At 74.3% G+C, this 19,274-nt stretch carries 21 protein-coding genes; 11 read left to right on the top strand and 10 right to left on the bottom strand.

Annotation, left to right across the window (positions count from 1 at the left end; translation table 11 throughout):
* Positions 1–34: 34 nt before the first annotated feature.
* Complete coding sequence (gene trmB, locus AB0F68_RS04960; protein ID WP_357333050.1) at positions 35–739, bottom strand: tRNA (guanosine(46)-N7)-methyltransferase TrmB; 705 nt, start codon at positions 737–739, stop codon at positions 35–37.
* 131 nt (positions 740–870) lie between these two features.
* On the opposite strand from trmB, the gene AB0F68_RS04955 reads away from it, so the two are divergent.
* On the top strand, positions 871–1,500 hold the full coding sequence (locus AB0F68_RS04955) for a hypothetical protein (RefSeq protein ID WP_357333049.1): 630 nt from the start codon (positions 871–873) through the stop codon (positions 1,498–1,500).
* An 8-nt stretch (positions 1,501–1,508) separates the two neighbouring features.
* Positions 1,509–2,183, top strand: a complete 675-nt coding sequence (locus AB0F68_RS04950) for a class F sortase (protein WP_357333048.1) — start codon at positions 1,509–1,511, stop codon at positions 2,181–2,183.
* A gap of 347 nt (positions 2,184–2,530) precedes the next feature.
* Here the strand turns inward: AB0F68_RS04950 and AB0F68_RS04945 are convergent, their stop codons facing one another.
* The 3 genes from AB0F68_RS04945 to AB0F68_RS04935 form a co-directional block, all read right to left on the bottom strand.
* Positions 2,531–2,851 carry an antibiotic biosynthesis monooxygenase gene (locus AB0F68_RS04945; protein WP_107076513.1) on the bottom strand — a complete coding sequence of 107 codons (321 nt, stop codon included), beginning with the start codon at positions 2,849–2,851 and terminating at the stop codon, positions 2,531–2,533.
* Between the two features lie 46 nt (positions 2,852–2,897).
* Entirely contained in the window at positions 2,898–3,695 is a 798-nt protein-coding gene (locus tag AB0F68_RS04940) for an exodeoxyribonuclease III (protein ID WP_357333047.1), read from the bottom strand.
* Positions 3,696–3,865: 170 nt separating this feature from the next.
* Positions 3,866–4,786 carry a PAC2 family protein gene (locus AB0F68_RS04935; RefSeq protein WP_357333046.1) on the bottom strand — a complete coding sequence of 307 codons (921 nt, stop codon included), beginning with the start codon at positions 4,784–4,786 and terminating at the stop codon, positions 3,866–3,868.
* A gap of 390 nt (positions 4,787–5,176) precedes the next feature.
* Here AB0F68_RS04935 and AB0F68_RS04930 point away from each other — a divergent pair, with 390 nt between their 5' ends.
* From AB0F68_RS04930 to AB0F68_RS04920, 3 genes are all read left to right on the top strand, one after another.
* Positions 5,177–6,055: a peptidase M23 gene (locus AB0F68_RS04930; protein ID WP_357333045.1), complete on the top strand. Its 879-nt coding sequence runs from the start codon at positions 5,177–5,179 to the stop codon at positions 6,053–6,055.
* Positions 6,056–6,145: 90 nt separating this feature from the next.
* A complete protein-coding gene (locus AB0F68_RS04925; RefSeq protein WP_357333044.1) occupies positions 6,146–6,292 on the top strand; it encodes a hypothetical protein in 147 nt (48 codons plus the stop codon).
* Positions 6,293–6,332: 40 nt separating this feature from the next.
* Entirely contained in the window at positions 6,333–7,070 is a 738-nt protein-coding gene (locus tag AB0F68_RS04920) for an EcsC family protein (protein WP_357333043.1), read from the top strand.
* Between the two features lie 9 nt (positions 7,071–7,079).
* Here AB0F68_RS04920 and AB0F68_RS04915 read toward each other — a convergent pair whose 3' ends face one another.
* On the bottom strand, positions 7,080–7,922 hold the full coding sequence (locus AB0F68_RS04915; RefSeq protein ID WP_357333042.1) for a GDSL-type esterase/lipase family protein: 843 nt from the start codon (positions 7,920–7,922) through the stop codon (positions 7,080–7,082).
* Between the two features lie 273 nt (positions 7,923–8,195).
* Here AB0F68_RS04915 and AB0F68_RS04910 point away from each other — a divergent pair, with 273 nt between their 5' ends.
* From AB0F68_RS04910 to AB0F68_RS04890, 5 genes are read left to right on the top strand one after another with little or no spacing between them, the layout of a single operon-like run.
* Complete coding sequence (locus AB0F68_RS04910) at positions 8,196–8,459, top strand: DUF6343 family protein (protein WP_357333041.1); 264 nt, start codon at positions 8,196–8,198, stop codon at positions 8,457–8,459.
* A 12-nt stretch (positions 8,460–8,471) separates the two neighbouring features.
* On the top strand, positions 8,472–9,884 hold the full coding sequence (locus tag AB0F68_RS04905) for an NADP-dependent succinic semialdehyde dehydrogenase (protein ID WP_357333040.1): 1,413 nt from the start codon (positions 8,472–8,474) through the stop codon (positions 9,882–9,884).
* A 41-nt stretch (positions 9,885–9,925) separates the two neighbouring features.
* On the top strand, positions 9,926–10,891 hold the full coding sequence (locus AB0F68_RS04900) for a TIGR03885 family FMN-dependent LLM class oxidoreductase (protein ID WP_357333039.1): 966 nt from the start codon (positions 9,926–9,928) through the stop codon (positions 10,889–10,891).
* A gap of 37 nt (positions 10,892–10,928) precedes the next feature.
* Positions 10,929–12,509, top strand: a complete 1,581-nt coding sequence (locus AB0F68_RS04895) for a Na+/H+ antiporter (protein ID WP_357333038.1) — start codon at positions 10,929–10,931, stop codon at positions 12,507–12,509.
* Positions 12,506–12,763 carry a UBP-type zinc finger domain-containing protein gene (locus AB0F68_RS04890; RefSeq protein ID WP_357333037.1) on the top strand — a complete coding sequence of 86 codons (258 nt, stop codon included), beginning with the start codon at positions 12,506–12,508 and terminating at the stop codon, positions 12,761–12,763. The genes AB0F68_RS04895 and AB0F68_RS04890 overlap by 4 nt, the downstream gene beginning before the upstream one ends.
* Before the next feature lie 4 nt (positions 12,764–12,767).
* Here AB0F68_RS04890 and AB0F68_RS04885 read toward each other — a convergent pair whose 3' ends face one another.
* Genes AB0F68_RS04885 through AB0F68_RS04875 form a run of 3 tightly spaced genes read right to left on the bottom strand, consistent with a single transcriptional unit; the run spans position 12,768 to position 15,424 of the window.
* Positions 12,768–13,301 carry a GNAT family N-acetyltransferase gene (locus tag AB0F68_RS04885; protein WP_357333036.1) on the bottom strand — a complete coding sequence of 178 codons (534 nt, stop codon included), beginning with the start codon at positions 13,299–13,301 and terminating at the stop codon, positions 12,768–12,770.
* A gap of 51 nt (positions 13,302–13,352) precedes the next feature.
* Positions 13,353–14,639 carry an MFS transporter gene (locus AB0F68_RS04880; RefSeq protein WP_357333035.1) on the bottom strand — a complete coding sequence of 429 codons (1,287 nt, stop codon included), beginning with the start codon at positions 14,637–14,639 and terminating at the stop codon, positions 13,353–13,355.
* A complete protein-coding gene (locus AB0F68_RS04875; RefSeq protein WP_357333034.1) occupies positions 14,636–15,424 on the bottom strand; it encodes a serine hydrolase in 789 nt (262 codons plus the stop codon). Before AB0F68_RS04875 ends, AB0F68_RS04880 begins: the two co-directional genes overlap by 4 nt.
* A gap of 66 nt (positions 15,425–15,490) precedes the next feature.
* On the opposite strand from AB0F68_RS04875, the gene AB0F68_RS04870 reads away from it, so the two are divergent.
* A complete protein-coding gene (locus AB0F68_RS04870; RefSeq protein ID WP_357333033.1) occupies positions 15,491–16,153 on the top strand; it encodes a GNAT family N-acetyltransferase in 663 nt (220 codons plus the stop codon).
* Positions 16,154–16,192: 39 nt separating this feature from the next.
* Here the strand turns inward: AB0F68_RS04870 and AB0F68_RS04865 are convergent, their stop codons facing one another.
* Positions 16,193–16,513, bottom strand: a complete 321-nt coding sequence (locus tag AB0F68_RS04865; protein WP_357333032.1) for a multidrug efflux SMR transporter — start codon at positions 16,511–16,513, stop codon at positions 16,193–16,195.
* Positions 16,514–16,577: 64 nt separating this feature from the next.
* Complete coding sequence (locus tag AB0F68_RS04860; protein WP_357333031.1) at positions 16,578–19,187, bottom strand: glycoside hydrolase family 9 protein; 2,610 nt, start codon at positions 19,185–19,187, stop codon at positions 16,578–16,580.
* Between the last annotated feature and the right edge of the window lie 87 nt (positions 19,188–19,274).

Raw genomic sequence — 19,274 nt, 5'->3', positions numbered from 1 at the left:
GTGCCTGGATCATGGGCCGCCGCGCCAACCGGGTTCAGCGCCGGCTGTGGATCAGGTCGAAGATCTCCCGCCCGGCGGTCAGCGCCCGGCGCTCGAACTTGGTCACCGGCCGGTGCGCCGGGCGGGGCGCGAAACCGCCGTGCACGTCGACCAGCCCCGGGTCGGCGGTCAGCGTCTCCCGCATCGACTCGGCGTACTCGGCCCAGTCGGTGGCGCAGTGCAGCGTCCCGCCGGGGGCCAGCCGGGAGCGCAGCAGCGCCACGTGCGCCGGCTGGATGATCCGCCGCTTGTGGTGGCGGGCCTTCGGCCACGGGTCGGGGAAGAAGACGTGCACCGCGTCCAGGCAGCCCTCCGGCATGGCCCGGACCAGGTCCAGCGCGTCGCCCTTGGCCACCCGGACGTTGTCCAGGCCGTGCCGTTCGACCAGTTCGAGGAGGTTGGCGATTCCGGGCGTGTGCACCTCTACCGCCAGATAGTGTCGGTCCGGGTCGGCGGCCGCCATCGCCGCGGTGGCGTCGCCCATGCCGGAGCCGATCTCCAGCACCAGCGGCGCCCTCCGTCCGAACAGCGCCGTCGGATCGCACGGCCCGTCCAGGTCGTCGATCTCCAGGCCGTACGTGGGCCAGAGCCGGGCCAGCGCGTCGCGCTGCCGGTCGCTCATCCGCCCGCGACGTGGGTGGAAGGTGCGGATACGGGCGGCGTGGGCCGGCGGCGCGGCACTGAAGTCGGTGGAGGTCACGGCGACCCGAGCGTACGCGACCGGCGGAGCGGATCGGATGTGATGTGCGGCCGGGGGTGAGAGGATTCATCCTGTACGGCAGGACGGGTGGCCCGCCGCCCGACACCGCCGCGCGGGTGCCGGGAGGGGTCATGGGGTCAGTCACGGGACGTGCGGCGCTGCTGGTCGCGGCCGCCGCGTGCACCGCCCCGCTGGTCGGCGCGGTTCCCGCCCAGGCTGCCCCGCGCGCCGTCTCGCTGCCCGCCGTCTCACTGCCCACCGTCCCGCTGCGCGCCCTCCCGCTGCGCGCCGCCGAGCCCGCGCCCGGCCAGCCGGGGACGCAGCCGTCGCCCGCCGACGTGATCTTCGTGGAGGTCACCCCGAGCACGGTGGAGGCCGGCTTCCTGGTCGGCATCCGGGCGAGCTGCCGGGACAACTCGGTGCCGGCGACGGTCGTCTCCGACGCGTTCGGCCGGATCCAGGTGCAGCCGCAGCACGGCCTGCTCACCGCCTCGCCGATGGTCCGGGAACGCACCCGTCCCGGCAACTACCGGGTCAAGCTGGAGTGCCCTACCGGGCAGACCGCGTCCACCATGCTCCAGGTGGTCAAGCGGGTGGAGCCCAGCCGCGGGCCGGCGACCGGCTTCGGCGGCACCGCCGGCGGTGGCCTCGGCGGGCTGCTGGTGCCGGTCGGGCTCGGGATCACCGTGGTCGGCGCGGTGGTCGGCGTGGCCGCGTCCCGCCGGCAGCCCCGTACCCTCCGTGGCGCCGCCCGGCGCTGAGCCCCGCCATGGCCGCGAACCCCACACCCCAGTCCACCGCCCGGGCGGCCCGCGCTCGCAGTCGCAGCCCGTGGTCGGCGCCGCTGGCCGTGCTGCTGGTGCTGGTCGGGGTCTTCGCCACCGGCGCCGGGCTGGGCCGGACCGCCGGGCCGTTCGACTGGGCCGACGCGGCGACCGGGCCGAGCCGGCGCAGCGCCGAGCCGACCCGGGTGCGGGAGCCGGCCAGCCTCCCGGTCCGCCTGTCCGTGCCCGCCATCAAGGTCACCGCCCCGGTCACCTCGGTCGGCCAGGCGCGGGACGGCTCGATCGCGGTCCCGCCGCTGACCCAGCACCACCAGACCGGCTGGTACGACCGCGGGGCGGTGCCCGGCGAGCCGGGCCGGGCGATCATCGTCGGGCACGTCGACACCAAGAGCGGGCCGGCGGTCTTCTACCGGCTGCACGACCTGAAGCCGGGGGACCGGATCGAGGTGACCCGGGCGGACCGCAGCGTGGTCACCTTCAAGGTCGACGCCGTCGAGTACTTCGACAAGGCCAACCTTCCCGCCGACCGGGTCTACGGCGACTCCGGCCCGGCGGAGCTGCGGCTGATCACGTGCGGCGGCGAGTGGGTCGGCGGCCGCACCGGCTACCAGGACAACGTGATCGCCTTCGCCTCTCTCCTCGACACCCGCAACCCCTGACGCCGGACCTCGGGCGCGTTCCGTAAGGCGCGCCGTGGAGGCGCGGCTTGGCGGCGCGGGTTGGCGGCTGCCCAGGGGGGCCGGTCATGGTCCACGAGCCGCTACGAACTTGATGACGTGGATGACTCACTCGACCCGGGCCAGGGCGGCCACGACGGCCGCCGGAGTGATTCACCTACGACATCAAGTTTGTAGTCGCTGACCGGAAGGCGGCCGACCGCGAACGCGCGGTGGCGCGGGTGTTGAGCTGACATCGGCAACGACTCGATGGCGCGATTGGCCTCGATGTCGTCGGCGACGTGTCGGGAGCGCCGTCCGGTCGACGATGTTCCGGAGGTGGGAGGCGGTCAGCCCTTGCCGGGCACGTGCTGCACGACCTCGAACTCCAGCAGCGTGGCGCCGGTGGCGACCGGCTTGCGCGGCTCGCCGCCCTCGCCGCCGGCGTGCGCGGCCCGGGACGGCCCCTGCGCCCACGCCTGGTAGGCCTCCTCGGTCTCCCAGCGGGTGTAGACGAAGTAGCGGCTCTCCCCGGCGACCGGGCGGAGCAGCTCGAAGCCGAGAAAGCCGGGGGAGTTCTCCACCGCGCCGGCCCGGGCCGCGAACCGCTTCTCCAGCTCCTCGCCGGCGCCCGGCGGGACGTCGATCGCGTTGATCTTCACGACTGCCATGGCTCCACCCTAACGAGCCGGTGGGCGCGGGCCGGGAGCCCTGGGGTCAGAAGGTCTCGACGACGGGCACCAGGTCGGCGTCGACGACGATCGGGGCGTGGTCGGACGGGCCCTTGCCCTTGCGCGCCTCGCGGTCGACGTACGCGGAGGTGACCGCGCGGGCGAACGGCGCGGAGGCGTAGACCAGGTCGATCCGCATGCCCTTGTTCTGGTGGAACATGCCGGCCCGGTAGTCCCAGTAGGTGAAGGGGTGCGGACCCTTCATCGGGGTGGGCACCACGTCGTTGAGCCCGAGGTCGCGCAGCGCGGCCAGCGCCGCCCGCTCGGCCGGGGTGACGTGGGTGGAGGTGACGAAGAGCGCCGGGTCCCAGACGTCGGCGTCGGTCGGGGCGACGTTGAAGTCCCCGCAGACCGCGAGCGGCAGCCCGCCGGCCAGCTCCGGCTCCAGGGCGTCGCGCAGCGCGGCGAACCAGGCCAGCTTGTACGCGTAGTGCGGGTCGTCGGGGGAGCGGCCGTTCGGAACGTACACCGACCAGACCCGCAGACCGCCGCAGGTGGCCGAGATGGCCCGGGCCTCCGGCAGTGGGAAGCCCGGCTCGCCGGGGAAGCCGACCGCCACGTCGGCCAGCCCCACCCGGGACAGGATGGCGACCCCGTTCCACCGGCCGTCGCTGTGGCTGGCCGCCTCGTAGCCCAGCTCGCCTACCTCGGCGACCGGGAACGCCCCGTCGGGGCACTTGGTCTCCTGCAGGCAGACGACGTCGGGCTTCGTGGTGGCCAGCCAGTCGAGCAGCCGAGGGAGGCGGGCCTTCACCGAGTTGACGTTCCAGGTCGCCAGGCGCATGTCTCCAGCCTGCCGCATCGGCGGCCACCCCGCCGGGTCAGCCCAACGGGGTGTCGCCTTCCGCTCAGCGTTCCGGGGTGTCTCGCCGGCTTGTGGTCGGGTCTGCTCGGCTGCCGCTCAACGTTCCGGGGTGTCTCGCCGGCTTGTGGTCGGGTCTGCTCGGCTGCCGGTCAGCGTTCCGGGGTGTCTCCGGGGCGGGTCTGTTCGGCGAGGAAGCGTTCCAGCTCGGCGCCGAGCTCGTCGGCGGTGGGCAGCGGGCCGGTCTCCGGGGCGAGCAGGTTCTTCTCCCCGCGGCCCCGGGCGAAGGCGTCGTACTGCTCCTCCAGGGCGTGGACCAGGGTGGCCGCCTCCTCGGTCTGGGCGACCTGGCGGTCGATCTCCACCCGCACCACCTCGGCGGCGGCGCCCAGGCCGTCGCGGGGCAGCAGCAGCCCGGTACTGCGGGACACCGCGGCGAGCAGCGCCTCGGCGGCGGCCGGGTACTCGGTCTGGGCCACGTAGTGCGGCACGTGCGCGGCGAAGCCGAGGGCGTCGCGGCCCTGCTCGCCGAGGCGGTACTCCAGCAGGTGACCGACGCCGGCCGGAACCTGGACCTTCTGGAGCCACGGCTCGTACCCGGAGATCAGCTCGCGGCGGGTGGCGTGCGCGGTGACGCCGCTGGGGCGGGTGTGCGGGACGGCCATCGGGATCGAGTTGAGCCCGACGGTGAGCCGGACGTCGAGCCGGGCGGAGAGTGCGCTGACGGCGGCCACGAAGCGCTCCCACTGGACGTCCGGCTCGGGGCCGCTGAGCAGCAGGAACGGGGTCTCGTCGTCGTCGCGCAGCAGATGCAGCTCCAGCGCCGGGGCGTCGTAGTCGGCCCAGTGGTCCTCCACGAAGGTCATCACCGGCCGCCGGGAGCGGTAGTCGAAGAGCTGGTCGACGTCGAAGCGGGCGATCGGGCGCGCCTCCAGGGAGGTGAGCAGCTGCTCCCGGGCGAGCCGGGTGGCGCTGCCGGCGTCGACGAAGCCGGTCAGCGCCTGGATCAGCACCGGTTGGCCGAGGTCGGGCAGATCGTCGCTGAGTTCGTAGAGCTCGTGTGGGTCGAGCACCGGTTCGGACCTTCCTGTCGACGCGTACGGGTGGGCCGTGCGCGCACGGCGTCCCGTTCGGCCAACGTACCGGCCGTCGTGGTCCATTCCGTTACGGGCCGAACGATGATCACAATTCGGCGACGGCACCGGGCCAGCTCCCCCTGTCGGGCCGGGTCCTGATCCACCGAAAGTACGAGTTAGTCGATCACTGGGTGGCTCCGGGGAGCGTGCGAGGTTCCTGCCCGGGGCGGCGTGACCCGGGGCGGACCGGAGGTTTTCCCGGGTCGCGAGGTGCGTCACCCGCCGCCCCGCGCCGCCGACGGATGTCCGATTCCACCGGCCCAAAGTGTGGCGAGGGCCACCCGATGGGCCTGGGTGATCCCGGTTTGCCCTGCCTAGCCTCGTCGAATGCGTGACGACGGCACCCTCGACGACCAGCACGGCCTCGACAGCTCGCCTGACCGTTCGGACGATACCCCCTCGACCGTTCAGTCGACCGCTTCCATGGAGCCCTGCACCTCCCGCGGTTTCCTGCGTACCCGCTTCGAGGCCCTGATGAACCCCCTGGCCGCCCGGCCGGGCCGGACGAAGATGGCCGTGGCCACCGGGGCGGTCTGCTGCCTCGGCCTGGTGGGCGGCTTCACCCAGATCGGCGGCCGCCCGGCCGGCGACACCCCGAGCCCGGCCGCCTCGGCCGAGGTCGCCCAGCGGGCGGACGTGGACGCCGCCTCCCGGGGCCTGACCCGCGAGAGCACCGCCCCGGCCACCCCGAGCGCCAGCCCCTCCGCCAGCCCCTCGGCGAGCGTCAAGCCCAAGCCCAAGCCGAAGGCCAAGCCGAAGCCGCGACGGATCGTCCCGGTCGCCGGCCTGGACCAGACCCAGATGAACAACGCCAAGAAGATCGTGCAGGCCGGCCGGGAGATGGGCGTGCCGCGTCGCGGCCTGGTCATCGCGGTGGCCACCGCGATGCAGGAGAGCACCCTGCTCAACTACGCCAGCGGCGTGCTGCCCGAGTCGCAGGACTACCCGCACCAGGCCATCGGCTGGGACCACGACTCGGTCGGGCTGTTCCAGCAGCGGCCGAGCAGCGGCTGGGGCACCGTCGAGGAGCTGATGGACCCCGAGTACGCCACCAAGGCGTTCCTCTCCGTCCTGGTGCAGATCCCCGGCTGGCAGGACCTGCCGCTCAGCGTCGCCGCCCAGGCCGTCCAGGTTTCCGCGTTCCCCGACGCCTACGCCCAGCACGAGTGGCGCGCCACCGCGGTGGTCAACGAGATCCTGGGCTGACCCGTGGCCGGGTTGCCGGAGGGCCGCCCCGGGTACCAGGGACTTGCCGGTCCCGGGTACACATGAGAGGACCGCGGACGGGAGGACGTCATGTCACTGGTGCAACGGCTCACCGCGTTCCTACGGTCGCCCCGCGGTCGGCAGCTGGTCGACCGCGGTCGGCGCGAGCTGGCCAAGCCGGAGAACCAGGCGAAGCTCAAGCAGCTCGCCACCCGGTTGTCGTCCCGCCGGCGCTGACCGCTCCGCCCCCGCAGTACCGACCCCCGGGAGCCCCCTCGTGACCGATCCCGCTCCCGTCGACGGCGAGCCCACCGTCCCACCGAAGCCGGCCGCGCCGGTGGAGGCGCCCGAGGCGCCCCCCGCCACGCTCTGGGACCGGATGCGCGACGACCCGCAGTACGCCCCGGAGCACCTGGCCCTGGAGGCGGTGCGCCGGCTCGGGCCGGAGGCGGCGCAGTGGGCCGAGCGGGAGCGGGCGCAGCGGCCCGACGTCCCCGCCGACGAGCTGGCCGACCAGGCGGTGCGCAAGTTCGTCAACCACGCCCGGCTCTCCGGCGCGGTCTCCGGGGCGGCCGGCCTGCCCGGCGCGGTGATCGACGTGGGCGTGCTGGCCTGGACCCAGGCCCGGCTGGTGCTGCACGTGGCGGCCGCGTACGGCGTCGACCCGGTCCACCCCGACCGGGCCACCGACCTGCTGGTGCTGCAGCGGGTGCACAAGGTCGCCGAGAGCGCCCGGCTGGCCCTCGGGGTGGCCGCCGGTCGGGAGCGGGCCGGCGCGCTGTTCGGCATGGGTGGGCAGCGCCCGCTGGGCCGGGTCATGCTGCAGCTCGGCGTCCGGCTGGCCCGGATGGCCGGGGTGCGCGCCGCCAAGCGGATGTTCGCCAAGGTCATCCCCGGCGCCGCGATCATCCTCGGCACCTGGGCCAACTCGTCGGCCACCAGGGATCTCGCCGACCGGGCCCGCGCTCTCTACCGGGGCGGCCCGAGCCAACTGCCCGGCCCGCGCCGGCCCTGAGCGCGCCGCTCAGTCGGCCCAGCCCGCCGCGTTCCAGGTGACCTCGGCGAGCCGGTCCTGGCCGGCGGCGTTCGGGTGGAACCAGTCCAGCGCGTTCACCTCGTCCAGGCCGAACCGGGTCCGGTGCACCGCGCCGCCGTCCCAGCGGCAGCGGGACCCGTACGCCCGGCAGGCGGCGCGCAGTTGCGCGTCGTAGGCGTCGATCCGGTCCCGGAACCGAGCTCGGCGGACCGCCGCGGCCGGCGCGGTCGACGTGGCGTCGGCCAGCAGCGCCGGGCAGATCCCGCGCGACCAGGCCCGTACCGCCCGGGACTCGGTGTGCCCGATCTCCCAGAGCCGGTGCAGGTCGGGCAGGCTGACCACCAGCACCCGCGCCTTCGGCCGGCCCCTGCGCAGCACCGTCAGGGCCGCGTCGACCTGCCGGCGGAACGTGGCCACTGGCGTCATCTCGTCGATGTCGTCGCGGCAGGCGTCGTTCGCCCCGATCAGCACGGTGACCAGGTCGGCCCGGTCCCGTACCGCGGCCCGGGCCTGGTCGGCGAGGCCGGCCGCGCGGGCGCCCGGCGCCGCCCGGTTGAAGGCCCGCAGCCCCGGGTCGTCCTCGCGCAGCCGCCGGTAGAGGCTGCGCACCCGGATGCCGTCCCCGCTGGACCAGGAGTTGCGTTCGCAGCTCAGCAGCACCAGGCAGGAGCCGAAGCCGGTGGTGACCGAGTCGCCGAGCGCGGTCAGCACCTTCGGGGCGCCGGCCGGCGCCGAGCCCGAGGGGCGGGGCGACGCCGAGCCCGAGCCGTCGCAGGCGAGCGCGACCAGCGCCGCGAGGCAGGCCAGCGCGGCGATCCAACGTCGAGGCATACCGTCCCCGTCCGGTGGCGTGAAGCGGCGGGTCGACCCTATGCGCCTCGGCCGTCCGGGCGGGGACTCTGTCGCCTTTCCGGCATCGACAACCGTCGTTCACATGAGCGTGTTACGACCGGTTCGGGAACCCCGTCAGCGCCGCCACGGCGCGGGCTGGCCGGCTCGGCCTCGCCGGCCGCGAGCGTCTCGACCACGTGGTCCACCGGCGGCCGGGCGCGGGCGCCCGGGCGGAACCGGTTAGCCGGGGCCGTGCCGGGGTAGCCCGAGGGAATGACGCGATCACAGCCCCGCCGTGCCCGCGGCACGGTCGGCCACGCGTACAGCGCGCTGAACCTGCGGCTCGCCCTCGCCCTCTTCGGCCTGGTGATCATGACCGTCTTCGCGGTGCTCGCGTTCGCCGCAGACGTGACCTGGCTCGGCGTCGTCTGCGCGATCCTCGCCGTGGTGGCCGTGGTCGACCTGATCGTCATCCAGCGCCGCCGCGCCGCACGCCGCCGCGAGGAGCCGGGCGTGCGGCACTCGCTGTTCGAGTGACAGGAGTACGACATGCCCATCGCCACCACCAATCCCGCCACCGGGCAGGTGCTCAAGACGTACGACCCGATGTCGGACGAGCAGATCGACGCGGCCATCGAGCGGGCCGACCTCGCCTTCCGGCAGCTGCACGGGACCACGATCGCCGAGCGGGGCCGGTGGCTGATCGCCGCGGCCGACCTGCTGGAGGCCGAACGGGACGAGACCGCCCGGCTGATGACCACCGAGATGGGCAAGACGTACGCGGCCGCGAAGGCCGAGGTGACCAAGTGCGCCACGGCCTGCCGCTTCTACGCGGCCAACGCGGCGAAGATGCTCGCCGACGAGCCCGCCGACGCCGCCGCGGTCAAGGCGAAGCGGGCGTACGTCCGCCAGCAGCCGATCGGCCCGGTGCTCGCGGTGATGCCGTGGAACTTCCCGCTCTGGCAGGTCATGCGGTTCGCCGCGCCGGCCCTGATGGCCGGCAACACCGGGCTGCTCAAGCACGCCTCCAACGTCCCGCAGACCGCCCTCTACCTGGAGGAGCTGTTCCGGCGGGCCGGCTTCCCGGAGGGCGCGTTCACCGCCCTGCTGGTGGGCTCCGAGGCGGTGGACCGGATCCTCAGCGACCCCCGGGTCCGGGCCGCCACACTCACCGGCAGCGAGCGGGCCGGCCGGTCGATCGCCCAGATCGCCGGCCGGGAACTCAAGAAGACCGTGCTGGAGCTGGGCGGCAGCGACCCGTTCGTGGTGATGCCCTCGGCCGACCTGGACAAGGCGGCCGACGTGGCCACCACGGCCCGCTGCCAGAACAACGGCCAGTCCTGCATCGCCGCCAAGCGGTTCATCGTGCACACCGACGTCTTCGACGCCTTCGCCGAGAAGTTCGCCGCCCGGATGTCGGCGCTGCGGGTCGGCGACCCGATGGACGAGAACACCGACATTGGCCCGCTGGCCAGCGAGGGCGGCCGGGACGAGATCCACGCCCAGGTGCAGGACGCGGTCGACAACGGCGCCACCGTGCTGTGCGGCGGCGAGAAGCCCGCCGGCGACGGCTGGTACTACCCGCCGACCGTGGTCACCGACCTGCGGCCGGGGATGCGGATGTGGGCCGAGGAGGTGTTCGGCCCGGTCGCCGGCCTCTACCGGGTCGACTCCTACGAGGAGGCGATCGAGGTGGCCAACGGCACCAACTTCGGCCTCGGCTCCAACGCGTGGACCAACGACCCGGCCGAGCAGGAGCGCTTCGCCGTGGACCTGGACGCCGGCAACGTCTTCATCAACGGCATGACCACGTCCTATCCGGAGCTGCCCTTTGGCGGCGTGAAGAACTCCGGGTACGGGCGCGAGCTGTCCGCCGTGGGCATGCGGGAGTTCTGCAACACCAAGACCGTCTGGGTCGGCGAGGGGGAGGTCGGCGCCGGGGCCGGGGCGCACTCCGAGTAGTCGCGATTGGCCGGACACCGTCATGGGTAGGAGGTGCGCCCATGACGGTGTTCGGCTTCCACGCGTCCCACGAGCAGATCCACCCCTCCCGGCTGCTGGCGGCGGTGATCCACGCCGAGCGGGCCGGCTTCGACGCCGCCATGTCCTCGGACCACTTCTCGCCGTGGAGCGCCCGGCAGGGCCACTCCGGCTTCGCCTGGTCCTGGCTCGGCGCCGCCCTGCAGGCCACCAACCTGCCGTTCGGCGTGGTCAACGCGCCCGGCCAGCGCTACCACCCGGCCATCGTCGCGCAGGCCATCGGCACCCTGGCCGCCATGTACCCGGGCCGGTTCTGGGCCGCGCTCGGCACCGGCGAGGCGAGCAACGAGCACATCACCGGCGCCGGCTGGCCCCGCAAGGACGTCCGCGCCGCCCGGCTGCGCGAGTGCGTCGACGTGATCCGGTCGCTCCTCGCTGGCGAGGAGGTCAGCCACGACGGCCTGGTCACCGTGGACCGGGCGAAGCTGTGGACCCGGCCCGAGCAGCCGCCCGCGCTGATCGGCGCGGCGGTCAGCGTCGAGACCGCCCGCTGGTGTGCCGAGTGGGCCGACGGCCTGATCACCGTCAACGCGCCGGTGGCGCACCTGCGGCGGATGGTCGAGGCCTACCGGGACGCCGGCGGGCGCGGGCCGCTGCACCTCCAGGTGCACGTGAGCTGGGCGCCCGAGCAGGCCGAGGCCGAGGCGATCGCGTACGACCAGTGGCGCAGCAACGTCTTCGCCCCGCCGGTCTGCTGGGACCTGGAGCTCACCGACCATTTCGACGTGGTGAGCGAGGACGTGCCGATGGAGCGGGTCACCTCGGCGGTCAACGTCTCCGCCGACCTGGGCCGGCACGTCGGCTGGCTCGAGGAGTACGTGGCGCTGGGCTTCGACCAGATCGCCCTGCACCACGTCGGGCAGGAGCAGCGCGCCTTCATCGACACGTTCGGGGCCGAGGTGCTGCCGAAACTCCGTAGCCCCGCGTGATCACGGCGAGGTCGCGGGCCGCCTAGGCTCGTACCTCATGGAAGCTCTGATCGAGGTCGTGTTCTTTCTCGCGATCGCGACCTTCGGCGCGGCGCTGGCCCGGCGGCTCGGCCTGCTGGCGCCGATCCTGCTGGTCGTGCTCGGCCTCGGCCTGTCCTTCCTGCCCGGTTTCCCGCAGGTCCGCCTCGACCCGGAACTGGTGCTGGTCGGCATCCTGCCGCCGCTGCTCTACGTGGCGGCCCTGAAGACGTCGGTGCCGGCGTTCCGGCTCAACCTCCGGCCGATCCTGCTGCTCGCCGTCGGGCTGGTGCTCTTCACCGCGTTCGTGGTGGGCACCGTCGTCCACCTGCTCCTGCCCGACGTGCCGTACGCCATCTGCCTGGCGCTCGGCGCGGTGGTGGCGCCGCCGGACGCGATCGCCGCCACCGCGGTGGCCCGGCGGGTCGGTCTGCCCCGGCGGATCGTGACGATCCTGGAGGGGGAGAGCCTGGTCAACGACGCCACGGCGCTGGTGCTGCTGCGGGTGGCGGTGGCCGCGGCCACCGCGGCCGGCGGTCACGTCGGGGTCGGCGAGGTGGCGCGCGAGGTGGTGGTCTCGGCCGGCGGCGGCGTCCTCGTCGGGCTGCTCGGCGTGGTGGTCTTCGGCTACCTGCACAAGCGGATCTCCGATCCGGTGCTCGACAACGCGTTGTCGCTGATCGTGCCGTTCACGGTGGTCTTCGCCGCCGAGGAGATCCACGCCTCCGGGGTGGTCGCCGTGGTGGTGACCGGGCTGGGCATCGGACACAAGCAGGCGCTGCTGATGTCCGCCGCCTCCCGGCTCCAGGTGAGCGCGTTCTGGCGGCTGATTCAGTTCCTGCTCGAAGGGTTGGTCTTCCTGCTGGTCGGCCTGCAACTGCCCGAGGTGGTCCGGGACCTGGACGAGCCGGTCGGCCGGCTGGTCGGGATCACCGCCGCGGTGCTGGCCGCCGTCGTGCTGACCCGGTTCGTCTGGCTCGTCCCGGCCACCTACCTGGCCCGGTTGGTGCCCCGGCATCGCCGCCGGGAGACGGCGCCCCCGGTGCAGGTCCCTTTCGTCATCGGCTGGGCCGGGATGCGCGGCGTGGTCACCCTGGCCGCCGCGCTCGCGCTGCCGCTCACCCTGGCCGACGACCGGCCGTACCCGCGGCAGCTGTTCATCTGGCTGGCGTTCGCGGTGATCGTGGTGACCCTGGTGGCGCAGGGCGCCACCCTGCCGGCCGTGGCGCGGGCGGCGAAACTGCCGCCGGACGACCCGGTGCAGGACGCGCTCTCCGCCGCCGCCGTGCAGCAGCAGGCCAGCCGGGCCGCGCGGGAGCGGCTGGAGGAACTCGCCGGCGGGGCGCCGGACGCCGTCGTGGAACGGCTGCGCGGCCTGGTGCAGAGCCGCACCAACGTGGCCTGGGAACGGCTCGGGGGCACCGCACGGGAAACCCCTTCCCAGGCGTACGGTCGGTTGCGGCAGGAGATGATCGACGCGGAGCGGGAGGTGTTCCGGGCCGCCCGCGACTCCGGGCGGATCCCGGAGGAGGTGCTGGTCCGCGCCTACCGTGACCTGGACCTGGAGGAGTCGTTGCTGCGACAGGAGGCCAACGAGTGAGCTGCCAGCACCTGACCGAGGCGGGCGACGCCGAACCTGCGACCACGACCGAGTGCCCGGACTGCGTGGCCATCGGCAACGACGACTGGGTGCACCTGCGGGCCTGCCTGACCTGCGGGCACGTGGGCTGCTGCGACTCCTCGCCCTACCAGCACGCCACGAAGCACTTCGAGTCGACCGGGCACCCGGTGATGCGCTCGGTCCAGCCCGGCGAGGCCTGGCGCTGGTGCTTCGTCGACGAGGAGATCGGCTGACCCGTCAGGCCAGCCGGCGTTCCAGCACCTGGCCGGGCCACGGGGCGCGACCCGGGCGCTCGACGGTGAACCGGTCGGTGGCAATGAAGCCGCAGCCCTCGTAGAACCGGACCAGCGCCCGGTCGTCCCCGCCGTAGCAGTCCACCCGGAGCAGCCCCAGGCCGCGGTCCCGGGCCAGCTCCCCCGCGTACGCGAGCAGCCGCGCCCCGATCCCGTGGCCGGCGTACGCCCGGTCGGTGAGCAGCAGGTTCACGTACAGCTCGGGTTCGGTGGCCGGTGGCACGTACTCGGTGGCCGACCCCACCACCAGGGCGCCCACCGCCCGGTCGCCGAGCATCGCCAGGTGCAGCCCGCCGCCGGTGGCCCACGCGTCGGCCTGGGCGATCCGGCGCGGATCGGTCGACGCGGGCTCGGTGCCCCACTGGCCGGTCCGGCCCCGTGCGGCCAGCCAGGCGATGGCGGTGTCGAACAGCCGCAGCACGGTGGCGGCGTCCGCCGGGCCGCCTGGGCGGATGGCGATCGTCTGCTGGTCGGTCATGCCGCCATGCTGCCATCCGCCACCGGCACCTGATCACCCCCGCCGTCCCGCTCAGCCGGCACGGCCGGCCGGGGTGCGGGCCGAAGCGGCCTCGTCCGGCGCCGTTCGGGCGGCCAGCGCCCACCGCGTCAGCGCCGGGGTGGCCAGGCCGACGGCCGCGAAGAGCGCCCCGACCGCCAGCCAGCCCGGCCTGCCGCCGTCAAGCACCAGCAGCGTCAGCAGAGCCGGGCCGAGCGCGCGGGACAGGCCGGCCAGCATGCCGTCCACCCCCTGGTACGCCCCGAGCGCGTCCGGCGGGGCCAGGTCGTACGCCAGACCGGCCCCGGCGGTGCCGTGCCAGAGATCGCCGAACGTGTAGACCACGGTCGCGAGCAGCAGCAGGGTGACCGACGCGGCGGGCGGCAGGCCGGCGGTGGCCGCGTACAGCAGCATCGCGGCGGCCAGCACCAGCCCGGCGCGGCGCATCGACCGGGCAGCGTGGGTGGCGTCATCGGCCCCGCGGCCGAGCCGTACCGCGAGCAGCACGGTGAGCACGGTGTTCGTCAGGAGCACCGCCGACACCACCGGCGGTGGTGCTCCGGCCCGGGTCACCGTCCACAGCGGCACCACGAGCGCGAGCATCGTCCAGTGCAGCGCGAGCACAGCCGAGGCGCCGCTGACGGCGAGGAACCGCACATCCCGCAGCGCGGCGCCGGGCCGGAGCGCGCCGTTCCGGCGCCGACTGCCGGGCCCGCGTCCAGCACCGGCCGCCGGCGGGTAGGCCGGCAGCCGCAGGAGCAGTGTCGCCGACAGCAGGTAGGTGAGCGCGTTGCCGGCCACCAGCACCTGGTACGCCAGGTGGCTGTCCGCCGCGAGCGCGAGCCCGGCCAGCCCGGCTCCCACCGCGATGCCCAGGTTCGCCACCGCGCGCAGGGTGGCGAACGCGTGGACACGGCCCTGCGGTCCGGCGACCACGGCGACCAGCGCTGCGCGGACCGCCAGGTTGCCGGAGGCGAGCAGCATCTCGAGGATCGCCACCGCGAGGAACACCGGGAAGCTGTCGACCAGCAGGTACGCCGCCGCGGCGGCGCCCTGACCCAGCTGCACGAGCGCGCGGAGCGTTCGCGGATCCCGCCGGTCGGCGAGCGCGCCGAGTGGCACGCTGGCGGTGAGCCCGACGAGGCCGGCGAGGCTGAGCCCGGCGCCGACCGAGGCGGGGGAGAGCCCGACGTCCCGGGTGAGGTAGAGCGCGCCGCCGGTGAGCCACATCCCCGAGCCGACGGTGTTGGCGAGCGTGGCCAGGGACAGCGTGCGCAGTCGCCCGGGCGGGATCGGTGAGATGCGTGACCAGAGGTTCATCGCGTCACAGGCGGCACGGCCTGGGACACCTCGGTGATCAGTTCGGCGACCCGGTCGCCCCAGTGCGAGATCCAGAGCCCGCCGCCCCAGTGCGCGCCGCCGCTCACCACTGGCACCCGGGCGCCGTCGAGGTGGACCACCGAGTCCGCGTACCCGTGCCAGGACCAGGACGAGGAGGCGCCGAGCGGCTCGAGCACCGCCTCGTGCAGCACGTCGCCGAGCGGCCGGCGGAACAGCAGGGTCAGCGCCAGGCAGAGCAGGTTCACCCGGACGTCGTTGTACGCCCAGCCGCTGCCGGGCGCCCCCTCCCGTTCGAAGCCCTCGCGGCGGCTCTGCGCGTCCACCCCGGTCGGCTTGCCCCACAGCTCCCCGGTCCAGCCGCTGGTCTGCTGCAGCAGGTGCGCCCAGGTGATCCCCTCGACACCGAGACCGGCGAGGAACGGGTGGTCGACGGTCTCCAGCACCGGCATGGCCGGGTCGAGCAGGCCTCGGTCGAAGGCCACCCCGGCGACGGTGGCGACGACCGCCTTCGTGCCGCTGAACAGCATCTTCGGCGTGGCCGGGTCGCCCCACGTGGCGAGCACCTCACCCTGGTGCCGGATGACGCCGCTCGCCCCGGCGCCCGACAGCAGCGGCCCGGTCACCTCCCGGTGCGACTCGTCGGCCACCTGCGCGGCCAGGTAGCGCTCCATGTCGGCGATGCCCTCGGTCACCCGGGCTGCCTGCCGGGCGACGGCGGCGCGCACCGCCGCGAGATCGACGCTGACGTCCCCGTTGAGGGTCATGGCCTCGACCCTAGGCAGTGCGCCTCCGGGCACGTGGCCCCGAACCGGGCGACCCCTGTCACACGGGTGCTCGATCGACATCGGCTCGCCGAGGTGGCGGTGTCCGGACGCCCCGGACCCCGCCAGCTCGCCGACCTGGCGGGCGGCACGTCGGGTCGACCGGTGCGGGCGGGAAATCCGCTCGCGGGGCACGGGTCGCTCTGCCAGGGTCGGGCCGTGGAGCGCAGCAGGGTGGCCCGGGCCGACGAGGTGACCGAGGTGCAGCGGATCGAGGTGGCCTCCGGCGCCCCGTTCCGGGAGATCGGCATGGCGGACGTGGCCGACATGCCGCCGTTGCCGCGGGAGGTCCTGGCCGCCGCCCAGCGGGCCGGACGGCTCCGGGTCGCGGTCGACGCCGCGGACCGGCCCGTGGCCTTCGCCGTGGTCGAGCTGGTCGACGGCTGCGCGCACGTGCAGCAGCTCAGCGTCGATCCCGCGTACGCCCGGCGGGGGATCGGCCGTGGCCTGCTCGACGAGGTGGCCGGGTGGGCCGCCGGGCGGGGTCTGCCGGCGCTGACCCTGACCACGTTCCGCAGCGTGCCGTGGAACGGCCCGTACTACGCCCGCTGCGGGTTCCGGGAGCTGACCGCGGCCGAGGTGACCCCGGGGCTGGCCGGACTGCTGGCCGCCGAGGTCGCACTGGGGCTGGACCCGGCCGACCGGGTCGCCATGCGCCGGCCGGTGGCCTGACGCCGGCTCGCGCCGCGGGCGTCTGACCGGGTTCCGTTGTCAGTGCGCGCCGCCGAGGTTGAGCACCACCACCCCGGCGATCACCAGACCCGCGCCGACCACCTTGGCGAGACTCAGCGGCTCGCCGAGGAAGGCCGCGCCGATCGCCATGATCGCCGCGGTGCCGAGCCCGGACCAGATCGCGTACGCCACACCGACCGGGATGTCCTTGACCGTCAGGGAGAGCAGCCCGAACGACGACAGGTACGCGACCGCGACGCCGAGCGTGGGCCAGAGCCGGGTGAAACCGTCGGTCGCCTTGAGCAGGCTGGTGCCGATCACCTCGGCGGCGATCGCGCCGAGCAGGAGAAGGTAGGCCATGCCCCCATGATCACGCCTGCCCGGCGGTGGTGGCCTCCCGTCGCCCGGGAGGCCACCAGGCCGGTCAGGAGACGGTGCAGGCGGCGCCGTTGAGAGTGATCAGGTTGGGGTTGGGGTTCGGGCCGCCGGCCGTGGCGCCGTTCAGACCGAAGGTGACCGAGCCGTCGGGCGCGATCCGGGCGTTCCACGACTCGTTCCGCGCGGTGACCGTGGCCCCCGACTGGCTGACCTTCGCCGACCACCAGCTACGCACCCGCTGGTCCCCGGTGAACGCCCACCGCACGCTCCACCCGTTGACCGCCGCCGTGCCGGTGTTCCGGACGGTGACCTGGGTGGTGAAGCCGTCCGGCCAGCTGCCGTGGGTGGTGTACGTGACCGCGCAGGTCGGCGCCGGCACGGCCGCCGCGTCACCCTGGTCGGCGAGGAACGACGCCAGCCAGGCCAGCGCCGAGTTCCAGTTGATCGCCACCTCGTTGGTCGCGTACGAGTTGATGTCGTCGACGTAGCAGAACATCGGCTTGCAGCCGGCGAGCAGGTTGGCCGCGTACGGGTCCTGGAGGGCGGCGTTCGGGCCACCGGCCAGCGAACCGGCGGGCGGGTTCGGCAGGTCCGGGTCCAGCTGGTGGGCGAAGATGCGGCTGTGCTGGTTGCGCGCGTGCTGCTCGCCCCAGCCGGTCACGTAGGACATGTTCAGCGCGTTGCGGCCGAGCAGGTAGTCCGCGCTCTGCACCGCCCCGTCCCGGTACTTCGCGTCCCGGCTCAGGTCGAACGCGGTGGCCAGCACGATCGCGTTGTTGACCAGGTTGCTGTTGCTGCCCCAGACGTAGGCGTCGGCCGCGCCGGGCAGCGGCAGCCCGTACGCCTGGTCCCGGGCGGTGGCCAGGTAGCGGTCGGCCGCGGCGGTCACCGAGGCGCGGATCCGGGTCCGTTCGGCGGCCGGCAGGCCGTTCGGCACGGTCGCCAGGTCGAGCCGGCCCAGCGCGGCCACGCTCTGCCAGCCGAACGCACCGCCGGCGGCGAAGACGTCGGCGGTGTGCAGCGGCGAGGCGGTGAGGTCGGTCAGGTACGCCGACTCGCCGGTGGTCAGCCACAGCTCGACGGCCGCCCAGTAGAACTCGTCGGTCACGTTCGTGTCGTCGTACGCGCCGCCGCCGGTGCCGTCGGCCGCCGAGGCGTACACCGCCGGGTGGGCCTTGGCCGCCGCGTACGCGGTCTTCGCCGCGGCGCCGCAGCGGGCCGCGAAGGTGGCGTCGTAGGGCGCGAAGAGGCGGGCGCACTGGGCGGCGACGGCGGCCAGGTTGAGCGTGGCGGCCGTGGACGGCGGGTGCAGTTCGCGCGGCTGCGGGTCGTCCTGCGGGGCGAGCGGCAGCCCGGTCCAGTTCCGGTCGTGGACCTTGTGGTGGACCATCCCGGCGAGCGGAAGGCCCGCCGGCACCTGCATGCGCAGCAGGAACTCCAGCTCCCAGCGGGCCTCGTCGAGGATGTCCGGGACCTTATTGCCGCGCTCGGGCACCCGCAGGGTGGCGTCGCCCAGCGCCGCGCCGCCGGCGGCGGTCTCCGCGGTCCTGGTCCGCTCGAAGGCGTTGAGCAGCTGGTAGGTGGCGATGCCGCCGTTGACCACGTACTTGCCGTGGTCGCCCGCGTCGTACCAGCCGCCGCGCACGTCGAGGCGGTGGTCGCAGACGCCGGGCTGGCAGGGCACGTCGGTGTCGCCCTGGTTGGGCGCGACGCCGAGGTGGCCGGCCGGGCGGGCGTAGGCGGCCCCGATCAGGTCGCCGTCGATCGGGGTGCCGCTGCGCTGGGCGTAGAAGAACTGGAGGGAGTCGGCGCGCAGCCGGTCGTAGAGGGTGCCGGAGATGTCGAACGGGTGGCTGGTCTCGCCGTCGACGACCAGGGTGTAGCCGGTGCCCGGGGTGCGGTACGCGGAGAAGTCCACGGTCTGCACCTGCTGCCCCGACGCCGGGTCGACGCCGCGCGGAGTGGTGGTCCCGTCGGCCACCACGGTCCCGGCGGCCGATCTGAGCTGCCAGGGCAGCGCCTCGGCGGCGTCGGTGACCACGGTGGCGTTCTTCGGCCCGCCGGGCAGGTAGCCGACCTGATTGACCCGCACCCGCGGCCCGGTGTCCGGCTCGTACGGCGGGGCCGCCTCGCCGCCCCGCAGCGAGACGTTGTCCAGGCAGAACGTCTGCGCGTCGGGGCTGCCGCCGACCTGGAAGATCAGTTGGGCGCCGGCGTTGTCGGCGGGGGCGGTGAACGTCGTGACGACGTGCCGGGCCGCGTCGGTCGCGGTCGCGTCGACGTTGGCGTACGTCGTGTAGGGGGCGCTGCCGAGCTGGAGCACCGCCCGGACGGCGGCGCCGGGCGTGGCGGAGACGTCGAAGGAGAGTTCGTACTCGGCGCCCGCGGTCAGCGGCACCGCGTCCTGCCCGATGCCGGCGTCCCAGGGGTTGGCCAGGCCGCCGGCGACGGTGGTGCAGAGCCGCCCGTCGGTGACCCCGAGGTCGCCGGTGCCGTAGGAGAACCAGGGGGACGTGCCGGCGCTGAAGTCGCCGTTGCGCAGTTGTTCGGGGGCGTCCGGCGGCACCTCGGCGCGGGCCGGGCCGGCGGTGCCGCCGGTGAGCGCCAGGGTGGTGGCCGCGGCGAGGGCGATGAGCCGACGTCGGTATGGGGTCACGGAGGTTCCTTCCGTGCGCAGGGGACGGGTCGAGAGCTGGGAGCGCTCCCAATATCAGGCCGATGGTTCCAGCGCGGTCGCCGGCTG

Source organism: Micromonospora sp. NPDC023966, from assembly GCF_040639095.1.
Classification (GTDB): domain Bacteria; phylum Actinomycetota; class Actinomycetes; order Mycobacteriales; family Micromonosporaceae; genus Micromonospora.
Note: the sequence above shows the minus strand (reverse complement) of the source record. Positions and strands in the feature narration are given on the sequence as shown.

Coding starts and splice junctions, on each gene's coding strand:
- AB0F68_RS04875 (WP_357333034.1), bottom strand. CDS start 15,424: ATGACCCTCAACGGGGACGTCAGCGTCGATCTCGCGGCGGTGCGCGCC.
- AB0F68_RS04925 (WP_357333044.1), top strand. CDS start 6,146: ATGTCACTGGTGCAACGGCTCACCGCGTTCCTACGGTCGCCCCGCGGT.
- AB0F68_RS04885 (WP_357333036.1), bottom strand. CDS start 13,301: ATGACCGACCAGCAGACGATCGCCATCCGCCCAGGCGGCCCGGCGGAC.
- AB0F68_RS04945 (WP_107076513.1), bottom strand. CDS start 2,851: ATGGCAGTCGTGAAGATCAACGCGATCGACGTCCCGCCGGGCGCCGGC.
- AB0F68_RS04955 (WP_357333049.1), top strand. CDS start 871: ATGGGGTCAGTCACGGGACGTGCGGCGCTGCTGGTCGCGGCCGCCGCG.
- AB0F68_RS04900 (WP_357333039.1), top strand. CDS start 9,926: ATGACGGTGTTCGGCTTCCACGCGTCCCACGAGCAGATCCACCCCTCC.
- AB0F68_RS04905 (WP_357333040.1), top strand. CDS start 8,472: ATGCCCATCGCCACCACCAATCCCGCCACCGGGCAGGTGCTCAAGACG.
- AB0F68_RS04930 (WP_357333045.1), top strand. CDS start 5,177: ATGCGTGACGACGGCACCCTCGACGACCAGCACGGCCTCGACAGCTCG.
- AB0F68_RS04880 (WP_357333035.1), bottom strand. CDS start 14,639: ATGAACCTCTGGTCACGCATCTCACCGATCCCGCCCGGGCGACTGCGC.
- AB0F68_RS04915 (WP_357333042.1), bottom strand. CDS start 7,922: ATGCCTCGACGTTGGATCGCCGCGCTGGCCTGCCTCGCGGCGCTGGTC.
- AB0F68_RS04940 (WP_357333047.1), bottom strand. CDS start 3,695: ATGCGCCTGGCGACCTGGAACGTCAACTCGGTGAAGGCCCGCCTCCCT.
- AB0F68_RS04910 (WP_357333041.1), top strand. CDS start 8,196: ATGACGCGATCACAGCCCCGCCGTGCCCGCGGCACGGTCGGCCACGCG.
- AB0F68_RS04895 (WP_357333038.1), top strand. CDS start 10,929: ATGGAAGCTCTGATCGAGGTCGTGTTCTTTCTCGCGATCGCGACCTTC.
- AB0F68_RS04950 (WP_357333048.1), top strand. CDS start 1,509: ATGGCCGCGAACCCCACACCCCAGTCCACCGCCCGGGCGGCCCGCGCT.
- AB0F68_RS04865 (WP_357333032.1), bottom strand. CDS start 16,513: ATGGCCTACCTTCTCCTGCTCGGCGCGATCGCCGCCGAGGTGATCGGC.